General features: G+C 40.6%; 8 protein-coding genes. All 8 read left to right on the top strand.

Going from position 1 to position 9,527, the window contains the following annotated elements:
• Window positions 1–212, top strand: a 212-nt coding sequence (locus ACFIN0_RS04735) for a hypothetical protein (protein WP_375702020.1), incomplete at its 5' end; no start/stop codon positions are given.
• Window positions 213–278: 66 nt separating this feature from the next.
• On the top strand, window positions 279–1,055 hold the full coding sequence (locus ACFIN0_RS04730) for a hypothetical protein (RefSeq protein WP_375702019.1): 777 nt from the start codon (window positions 279–281) through the stop codon (window positions 1,053–1,055).
• A gap of 283 nt (window positions 1,056–1,338) precedes the next feature.
• Window positions 1,339–2,457, top strand: a complete 1,119-nt coding sequence (locus tag ACFIN0_RS04725) for a N4-gp56 family major capsid protein (protein ID WP_375702018.1) — start codon at window positions 1,339–1,341, stop codon at window positions 2,455–2,457.
• Between the two features lie 83 nt (window positions 2,458–2,540).
• Window positions 2,541–3,236: a hypothetical protein gene (locus ACFIN0_RS04720; protein ID WP_375702017.1), complete on the top strand. Its 696-nt coding sequence runs from the start codon at window positions 2,541–2,543 to the stop codon at window positions 3,234–3,236.
• A gap of 537 nt (window positions 3,237–3,773) precedes the next feature.
• Window positions 3,774–5,237 (top strand): hypothetical protein, encoded by a 1,464-nt coding sequence (locus ACFIN0_RS04715; RefSeq protein WP_375610677.1) that lies wholly within the window; start codon window positions 3,774–3,776, stop codon window positions 5,235–5,237.
• A 351-nt stretch (window positions 5,238–5,588) separates the two neighbouring features.
• Window positions 5,589–6,041, top strand: coding sequence for a hypothetical protein (locus ACFIN0_RS04710; protein WP_375702016.1), 453 nt, complete (start codon window positions 5,589–5,591; stop codon window positions 6,039–6,041).
• Window positions 6,038–7,177: a tail fiber domain-containing protein gene (locus ACFIN0_RS04705; protein ID WP_375702014.1), complete on the top strand. Its 1,140-nt coding sequence runs from the start codon at window positions 6,038–6,040 to the stop codon at window positions 7,175–7,177. Before ACFIN0_RS04710 ends, ACFIN0_RS04705 begins: the two co-directional genes overlap by 4 nt.
• A complete protein-coding gene (locus ACFIN0_RS04700) occupies window positions 7,174–8,178 on the top strand; it encodes a phage tail protein (RefSeq protein ID WP_375702013.1) in 1,005 nt (334 codons plus the stop codon). The genes ACFIN0_RS04705 and ACFIN0_RS04700 overlap by 4 nt, the downstream gene beginning before the upstream one ends.
• The last annotated feature ends 1,349 nt before the right edge of the window (window positions 8,179–9,527 follow it).

Below are 9,527 nucleotides of genomic sequence, written 5' to 3'. Positions count from 1 at the left end.
TTATGTGGGGTGAACTTGGTGGGGCATGGTGGGCGCAGAATGAGCTTATCGATTTCCATAGTGCATGGGCTCCCTTTTCTCAAAAGAACTGTTTTATAGGGCTGGATTGTTGGGAAAAGCAAGGTGGAGAGGGGGAGTTTTGCCGTTATATGGGGTGGAGAGCTTTGGGGGAATGCTGGAGCCCAAGTGATGGGAGAGCATTGAGGGAATAAATGCTCACAGGCTGTTTTATCTGAAAAATTTGATTTTATTGTTTAAAAAAAGAAAAGGCTAATGTCATGGATCAAGAACACTTAACGCCGGCAGAACAAAACCAATTGAAACAAGATTTTCTGGTCTCAACACAAGAGGGAGAAGATGGTGAAATTGCAAGAGAAGAAAAAACTCTTGAAGATAATTTCCAAGGGCAAGTGCATCAACAACAGTACTCTTCGCAAAAGGCTGGAAAAGAAGTTCAAGGGGGAGAAGATGTTCCACCAGATCCACAAAAAGACTTCATGGGCTATATGCAATGGTTGGGAAAAACACTCCAAAAACAAGGGCTTTTACATGAAAAACCCCAAGATAAACCGACTGTTTGTGAAGCAGAACAGTTGCACGCATTCTATCAACAGTCTGTTGCCAGTGTTAAACAAAAACATCATGATTTTGATCAAGCAGCTGATTTTATTTATGAAACGCGGGCTAGACAGTTGGCTGCTTGTGCTTCGCTCTATCCTGAGATGGCAGATCCCCAAAATATTGATGCGATAATTGGTGATGAGTTGAAGCAGATCTTGCGCGATTGTGCGCAAAAAAATCAAAACCCCGCTGAAGTGATTTACACGATTGCACAAAAAATTGGCTACACAAATGTTCCCAATAACATGGATGAAAATTTACAGGAAAGACACAATTCTGCGCGTACTCTTGCTGCTTATAACGGTTTAACGCCAAATGGGCCGATTTCTTTGGATATGCTTGATAAAATGTCAGAAGCAGAATTTAGCGCTTGGGTTGCTGATCCTAAAAATAAAGCTTCTTTTAATCGTTTAATGGGGGGAAGAGAATTTTAAAAACAAAAATGTGGCAGGGTCTTTTGCGGGAACGTGGAGCGGCTTTTGGTGCGTGAAGGTGGCAGGCGTTTTTTGAGGGAACAGGGGCGGGGGGAGTGGGGAGAGAAGATGTTTCAAAGAACGGATGCGGTGAGGAGAGCTCTTATAAGGAGGAGGTAGAGGCTAACAGAAATTAGATAAAACTCACGAACAACCTATTCACCATCTGAAATGAAATGTGGTGTTTTGAGCGCCCGGCGCTTTGCCGGGTTTTTTTATGTCAAGAAAACTTTTAGAGGATAAAATGACCGTAACTTATATCGGACTTAATGACCCAATGGCAGTGCGCACATGGTCTAAATTACTAAACCAAGAAGTCTCAAAAGCAATTCCAATTGCACCGTTGATTGGAAATGATTCAAACAGTATCGTACAATTAAAGGATGAAACCACGAAAGCAAGTGGGGATGCCATTAGCTTTAATTTGCGTGTGCAGTTGCTAGGCGATGGGGTGAGTGAAGGGCAGACATTGGAAGGCAATGAAGAAGCTTTACAGTTTCTCAATGATCGCTTGGCAATTAATGAACTCGTTCATGCTGTGCGTGTCAAAAATGAGGGAACGATTGATCAACAACGAATTCTCCATGATTTGCGCACCGAGGCAAAAAATGGTTTGGTTGATTGGTATGCAGATCGTCTGAGTATGATGTTCTTCATTCAAGTGTGTGGTTATACCGCAAAAGCTATTAACTTTGAAGGACGCACGATTACCCTTAAACCAGTTCATTATGGGTTTAATGCGCCAACGGCACCAACCAATAAACGCGTGGTACGTCCTAACGATAAAGCAAAGGATGAGGACTTAAAAGAAGGCGATGTTTTTGATCTTAAGCTCATTGATAAAGCTGTCGAACGGGCTAAATTGGCAAATCCTAAAATTAGACCTGTGCGGATTGATGGTGAAAATGTCTATGTGCTGTATCTGCACCCAACCCAAGTGACGCAATTGCGAACCAATACAGATGCGGGGCAATGGCTCGACATTACTAAGGCAATCTATAGTGGAAGTCGTATCAAAAATCCGCTCTATGATGGGTCTTTGGGCATGTATAATGGTGTGGTTTTACGCGAAGCTGAACATATTACCGAAGGGGTTGAATCTGGGACGGCAAATAAAGCTGTACCAAATGTGCGGCGGGCTGTTCTGCTTGGTGCGCAGAGTGCTGTGATTGCTTTTGGTAAAGATCGAGGGGCGACACGCTATAAATTGGTGGAGGAACTCTTCGACTATGAAAGAGAATTCGGGGTTGCGGCAAAAACCATTATTGGGATGAAAAAAACTTGCTTTACCTTGCCAGGAAGTACGCAAGGGGCTCAGGATTTTGGCACTATCGTCATTCCAACTTATGGAGCGCCCGCTTAAAGCGAATGTTTGCTCTCTTCCCCCAACAAGAGGGATCTGTTGGGGGAAAAATTTAAAATGCTTCCAGAAACAAGGACAGGCTTATGACCACTTTATCCACTGATCCCCAAAATCTAAACCTTACACATTCAGACCATTCTAAAACTTTTGCTTATATGGTCGCGCTTATTCAAGATGAAATTGACGATACAACAGCGGAATATTCCCTGCAAATTCAAGATTCAATTTTTACGGCTTTGCGTTTGTGTGAACGCGAACCCTTTTTCTTTAATGAAAAAAGAGAAAGGACGTTTAAAACACAAAGTGGTAAAACATGGTATGGGCAAGAAGAGGGAATTTGTATTAAATCAGAAAAGGTTTTAGAGAGCGTCTTTTTAGCAACAAACGATGAAACACCAACAAAATTGTTCTTTAAGCCCTTGGAAGTGTTGCATCAACAATATGGTATGCATCCTGCGCTAGGAACGCCATTCTTTTATACCTACCTTGATCAAAAAATAGGACTCTTTCCAACACCAGAATATGTGGAAACCGTAAAGCTCTCGTATGCTCCTATTCATATTGCGGATGAACAGCTGAGAGAAGATGATAATCCTTGGTTGCTTCATGCTTTTGATCTTATTAAAGCACGGGCAAAATATGAATTGTATAAAAATATCCTTAAAGATCCTGAATATGCCGCCGTTTCTTTCAGAGATTTTCAAGAACAGCTTCAAGCTTTGCGTATTGAAACATCGCGTCGAAAAGGTTCTTCAAAAATTCGTCCAATGCGTTTTTAAAAGGCTTTTTTCGAAATCGTTTATGGCGGGTGTTGAAGGTTAGTTTGTCCTTTATGGTTGGATGCGCGTTGGGTGTTGATGGTGAAGCGCTGGTGTTTGGCGTTGGGCTCCACCATTCTTTATGGTCACATTTTGCTCGATGAATTAAACAACTTGAGGTTGTTTATTTTCTTGCATTTTATGCCTTTAGAGTTTTGTTCTAAGGGCTTTTATGGTTAGTTATTATCAATAAGCCTTGGTGTTTTGAATGGCACTGGGCTCTTTAGAGATTTTATGGGGGTCTTAATGGCTTTTTCCCCCGTCATTGTGGGTGATTGCGGGCAGTTGATTTTGGTTAGGCGCTGGTGGATGGCGTTGGGGTGGCTATTATTGATGGTATCGTTTTTTTGATGCATTAAACAACCTAAGGTTGTTTATTTTCTTAAATTTTATGCCTTTAGAGTTTTGTTCTAAGGGCTTTTGTAGTTTTTTTTATTATTAATAAGCCTTGGTGTCTTGAATGGCACTGGGCTCTTCAAAGATTTTATGGGGGTCTTGATGGCTTTTTTCCCAATCGCTGATTATCGACCCGATGTGGCGGATATCAATGGAATTTTTACTGATGAACTTGTTAATGTGCTTCCAGCTGATGGCTCCTATATTCCTATGCCAAGTTTTGAACCTTTATCAGAGCCTTGTCCGGAGCCAATTTTAGGCGCTCTTGCGGTTAAAACAAAAAATGGGGTTTCTATTATTGCTGGGACAAGAGAAAAAATCTACTTGCTTGATAATACAACAATGAAGTGGAGGGATATTAGCCAAAAAGGAAAATCTTATCTTGCTAATATCGATGCTCCGTGGTCTTTTGCTTTGTTTGGTGATTTGATCATTGCTGTTAATGCCAATGATAGACCACAAGTGATCGATATTAACCATGATAAAACATTTAGAAATTTAGGAGGTAATCCGCCACAAGCGGGGATTGTTCGAATCTGGGGAGATTTCGTTTGTTTGATGAAATTAACCGAAAATCCAAGACGGGTTCATTGGTCTGGATTGAATGATGCTGAATTTTGGACCGTGGGGAAAAAAAGTTGTGATTATCAAGATTTTCCTGATGGCGGATTCGTCCAAGGGGCAACCGAGACAACAAATCCAATTATCTTTATGCGTTCTGCAATCTATGCCGGTTCTTTTATCCCTGGATCAAAGATTATTTTTAGTTTCCAAAAAATCCACGATAAACGAGGCGCTAAAAATGCTGAATCAATCGTTTGTCGGGGCGATTTAGCATTCTTTGCCGATGAGGGCGGTTTTTATCAAATAACAAATGAGGGACAGATTATCCCTATTGGGTTCGAAAAAGTGGATCGAACGATGACAGCAAAATCAAGGAAGGATAATCTGTACACCCTGTCTGCTGCTATCGATGGGGTGTATAATCGTGTTTATTGGATGGTTGATTCTGATGAGAACATTCATAAACGGATCTTGCTCATTTATGATTGGGGATTGCAAAAATGGACAAAAGCTCTCGTCGATATCAAAATGATATTGCCTATTTTCTTAGCCGGAACAACCCTAGAAGGTCTTGATTTTGTGACTAAGAATATTGACGATTTGTCCTTTTCTCTTGATAGTAAAGTGTGGAGAAATGAATCACCTATGCTGGGGGCATTTGATCAACAGGGCAGACTGGGGTCGTTTTCTGGGTGTCCTATGGCTTGTGTGGTGATATCACAAGAAATGGGACAGACAAATGGCATGATAACACGCGTGAAAAATATTATGCCTCAAGTCAATAGTGGAAAGTTTTATTTATCTGTGGGAATGCGCTTTCGACAATCTCTTGAAGAGAAAACTGTTTGGTTGCCAGAAAAACAACCCTCTTATAATACTGGACAAATTCATTGTCGCGCAAGGGCACGGTTTTATCGCTTTAAATTGCGTATTCCTGAAGGGGTGAATTGGACTCATGTCACCGGATTTGATGTGGAATTGACGTCTGCCGGCATGCGATAGGCATACCTTTTGTAATACCATGCGATAGGCTCAAAGCCTCTATTATTAAAGAACAAATGCCCCATAGGCTCTCCTTAAGCCTTTATAAACAAAGGCACAATGCGATAAGCTGTGTCTTTATAATATGAAGAACAAGGTGGTGCGTTATGTTTCATGCTTTTCTGCGATAAAGGAAAAATAGGCTGCACAATGGTTTATTTTTATAAAGAAGAAAGTTCCCTCTTTGTTGTGACAAAGGGATGATGGGGCTTTTTTTCTTTTATTGTGCGGGGGGCATGGAATGCGTGAAGTATGCATGGGGATGCGTATTGCTCAAATGAGGGAAATGACAAAGCTAAAAGAGCTAAAATTATGATGCTTGAGAGTCAAGATTTATATTCTGCTCATCTGACAGAGCAGTGGCCATGGGAAAAAATAGCTCCCTATCAAGAGGATCTCAATGCTGCATTGAAAAAATATGCGCAGCGCTTTCCGGATGATGTTTGTCTGGAAAAAATTGCTGAAGAAATCGCTACAGGACAAGCACAATTGTGGCTGGTCTTAAAAAATAAAATCCAATTTAGTGCTTTTGCAATTACCAAAGTTGAAATAACCCATACGGGGAAAAAATGCGTCGTTCTCTCAGATCTTGCGGGAGAGGGAGGGCTGAAATTGGTCAAGTTGATTGATGAAGTCGAAAAATGGGCGCGAACAATCAATGCGGACGAAATGCACATGTTTGGAAGAACTGGATGGGCGAAAAAGCTCGCTCATCACGGATATTCTCGTAATCTTATTCAATATAGAAAGGTTCTGAACCCATGAGTAGAAAAACCACACCTCAAGTGCAGACAACAACACAAACAAATGCACCACCCGCTTGGGCTGCTGATATTCTTAAACAAGCCAGTGCTAACGCGCTTGGACTTTATAATAAAGGAATTGGTGGAAACGTTTATCAGGGAGAGAGAGTTGCCGGTCTTAGCGATATGACAAAAAATGCGCTGACCGGTTTACAACAAGCAGCAGGGCTCTATAACAATCCAACGGTAACGCAATGGTTGAATGCACCAACCAACAGCGCTACAAATCTTTCCGGTATGGCTAAGGGAAGCTGGATTGGAAGCAATAGTAAATTTAATACTGCATTGCAAAATGCTTTGAATAAAACTTCTGATGCGATTAATCAATCTATGTCTGGGGCAGGACGTTATGGTTCTGGCGCTCATACTGGTGTGCTGGCCGATGAGTTAGGCGCCTTGGCAACAAATGCTGCGGTACAGCAGTATAATCAAGATATTAATAATATGATGAACGCGAACCAGATGATTGATCGCTCTCAGCAGGATCAGGTTAATGCAGCAAATAGCTATTATCAAGGACAGAGTAATGCGCAAAGCAATGCTTTGAAAGGAGGAATGATTCAAGATATGAATCGTCAAAATGTCTTAGATGCGGAGCGCCAAAAATGGTCAGAAAAAGATAATCAAGATTGGAATCGCTTAGAACGCTTGTTACAGGTAGGAACACAGGCTGCTGGAAATTACGGCACAACTTCAGGAAAATCTACAACAATACCTTCTGTTACAAAAGATCCGTTGCGTGATGCGCAGCAAGTGCTTGGATTGGTCGGAGGAATTTTAGGGCTTTGTGACGTGAGAGCAAAAGAAAATATTATCCCTGTGGGGCAGAAAAAGGGATATCCACTTTATACCTTTAATTATAAAGGAAATCCACAACGTTATCAGGGCGTTATGGCGCAAGATGTGTTGCGTGTGAAGCCTGAAGCTGTTTATGTCAATGCAAAAACAAAGTTATTGCATGTTGATTATGACAAAATAGGTTTGAAAATGGAAAAAGTGAAAATGGAAAAAATACCGGCATCTAAAAATAAAGTTGCGGCTTTCTTTTCTTCATTTTTTGCTCGTTTTCCCTTTTTGAAAAAAGAGTATCTTCTATGAGTTCAATTTATGATTGGTCAATTGTTGCATCAGAAAATGCTTATGTAGACGAGAGTATAAACTGGGCAGAAGGGCAACCGCCAAGCACAGTCAATGATAGTGCTCGCGCTATGATGCAACGCATCAAAGAATATTTGTTGGATAATGGGGGCGGGATTGAAACACAGTTTACTGTCGATGTGAAAAATGAGACAACGTCACTTCGTTTGTCAACAAAGTCTTTTTTTGAGACTTATATGGATGGCATTGTTGTGCGCTTTAAAGCACAAGGCGTCAATAGAGGAAAGACAAATATTTCTTTGAATCAATTACTTCCACGACCAACTTATATGGCAACGCCAGAGGGTATCATGCCTTTAAAAGGGGAGGAAATTCAAAAGGGGGGGCTTTATGAAGTCGTCTATACGCGTGATATTGCCGGAAAAAATGCTGATGGCTGGTTTTTAACCAATCCTACTATAAAACTTCCTGAAATCCCTCCCTTTCCTCCTTTGCCTGAAACTTTTTCTTCTGGATTTATCGGGACTTTTGCTACAGAAAAAATACCCTCTGGATGGTTACTCTGTGATGGTAAAGAATATTCGCGAAGGAACTATGCTAATCTCTTTGCTGTTTTGGGAGAAACATGGGGAAAAGGAGATGGGAGAACAACATTCAATGTTCCGGATTTGCGTGGAATGTTTTTACGGGGGCTCGATAGTGGAAAAGCAATTGATAAAGGACGTCGCTTGGGAAGTCGACAAGAAGAGTCTTTTAAATCTCATACTCATGAAGGAAAAACAGATTCGACAGGCAAACACCAGCATAGTTATCCAAAGGTTGAAAAAAAGATTCTATACTACAATAGCGGGACTTATAAAGAGGATGTCGCTATGGTGTCTTGGACTGGTTGTTTGACAGCTCCTGCGGGAGAGCATGAACATAAGGTCTTGTTGCAAAAAACAGGGGGAGATGAAACACGCCCTGTCAATGTGGCGGTGGTTTATGCTGTCAAAGCCTGAGAATGAAAGCTGTGTGAGAGAAAGATAAAAATGCTTGCAAAATGTTTGTTATGAAAAAAGTCTTATAGAATATATTGTGCAGAAAGTTTTGAGGCGCTTTAGAAAAAAAACTCAACTCTCTTTATTCTTTTATTTTTTGTGCTGCCTTTGTTGGATGCCTAAAGGTGAGTTTACCTATTGTTCTTTAGAGGATCAAGACAGTGATTATTAAAGGTAGGGAAAGAACAAAAAAAATTTCTTTATTCATGGCGTTTTTTGCTGAGGAATAAAGATTTTATCCCAAATGCCTCTCTCTTGTGGTATCGTGATCCATTGTTTCAAGTGCTGGGTTTAAACCGCTGCTGTGCGATGACAAAAAGCCCCTAGATAATTTTATCCTATTATAGCGTAAATACCGTCATTAAAACACTATTATTGAAGCTGGTGATATCAGTAAGATAGCTTAAAGTATTTAATACATTAGCAACTGTTTTGGGGAGGATTTGCTTGGTTAAGTATTATGCAAGTGAATCATATAAATAATGAGCAGGTATGGAGCTCCTTCAGAGGAGTTGGATTGTTTACAAACCGATGTGGGGCTAAAACCTTTGTCCTTTGAGGGTGGTGGGAAGAGGTCAACGGATATGTTTATTTAAAGCGAGAAAAGGCAAAATGAAGCACTCCCTTTTTTGGCAAAGCATGTAGGAAAAAAGCGCTCTTTGCTTTCAAAATGGGTGCACTGTTGGCTAGAAGCAGCAGGTTGGTGATGCGTTGTAACGTATGGTGAGGCATTGAACTCTCTGAGATGGCATTTTGTGCTTATCAGGCAACTTCTTGAAACAGGATGAGAGTGATACGAGAAAATCTGTAAGACAATAGTTTGTTCCGTTGTGTTGTAAAATACCATTGTTTGAGATGCGGTTAAAATTTTATGCATAGGGTGTTTTTCGTCTGTGAGTATTCCTAAAGCAGTGTTTTTTTGTAGAGTAACTCTAAATAGGGACGCATTACAAAGAGGCATTTGAAGGGGAAAGCCAAGTTAAATCTGTTAGATAAGAAGCCAGATTGTTTACAAACCATTGTTTATTGATTGGCATTATTTAAAGACCGGTGTGGGCTTTGTCCTTTGGGGAAAGGTTGACACAGCATGCAAGGTGATCAAACATTTTTCTTTGATTATCAGGTGATAAAGTCAACATTTTAGGTGGAAAACAGAGTATAATCTAAAAAAATACCTTGTAAAAATTTTCGATGAGGAAATTTTTTTCAAAAACCTTTCATATGGTTGTCTGAGGTTGTCTGAGGTTGTCTGAGGTTGTCTGAGGTTGTCTGAGGTTGTCTGAGGTTGTCTGAGGTTGTCTGAGGTTGTC

This window comes from Bartonella sp. AA89HNZF, from assembly GCF_042196905.1.
In the GTDB taxonomy this organism is placed as follows: Bacteria; Pseudomonadota; Alphaproteobacteria; order Rhizobiales; family Rhizobiaceae; genus Bartonella.
This window is presented reverse-complemented; position numbering and strand designations above follow the sequence as displayed.

Bases quoted from the DNA above. Each gene is read 5' to 3' on its own strand.
- ACFIN0_RS04705 (WP_375702014.1), top strand. From the start codon at position 6,038: ATGAGTAGAAAAACCACACCTCAAGTGCAGACAACAACACAAACAAAT.
- ACFIN0_RS04715 (WP_375610677.1), top strand. From the start codon at position 3,774: ATGGCTTTTTTCCCAATCGCTGATTATCGACCCGATGTGGCGGATATC.
- ACFIN0_RS04725 (WP_375702018.1), top strand. From the start codon at position 1,339: ATGACCGTAACTTATATCGGACTTAATGACCCAATGGCAGTGCGCACA.
- ACFIN0_RS04710 (WP_375702016.1), top strand. From the start codon at position 5,589: ATGATGCTTGAGAGTCAAGATTTATATTCTGCTCATCTGACAGAGCAG.
- ACFIN0_RS04720 (WP_375702017.1), top strand. From the start codon at position 2,541: ATGACCACTTTATCCACTGATCCCCAAAATCTAAACCTTACACATTCA.
- ACFIN0_RS04700 (WP_375702013.1), top strand. From the start codon at position 7,174: ATGAGTTCAATTTATGATTGGTCAATTGTTGCATCAGAAAATGCTTAT.
- ACFIN0_RS04730 (WP_375702019.1), top strand. From the start codon at position 279: ATGGATCAAGAACACTTAACGCCGGCAGAACAAAACCAATTGAAACAA.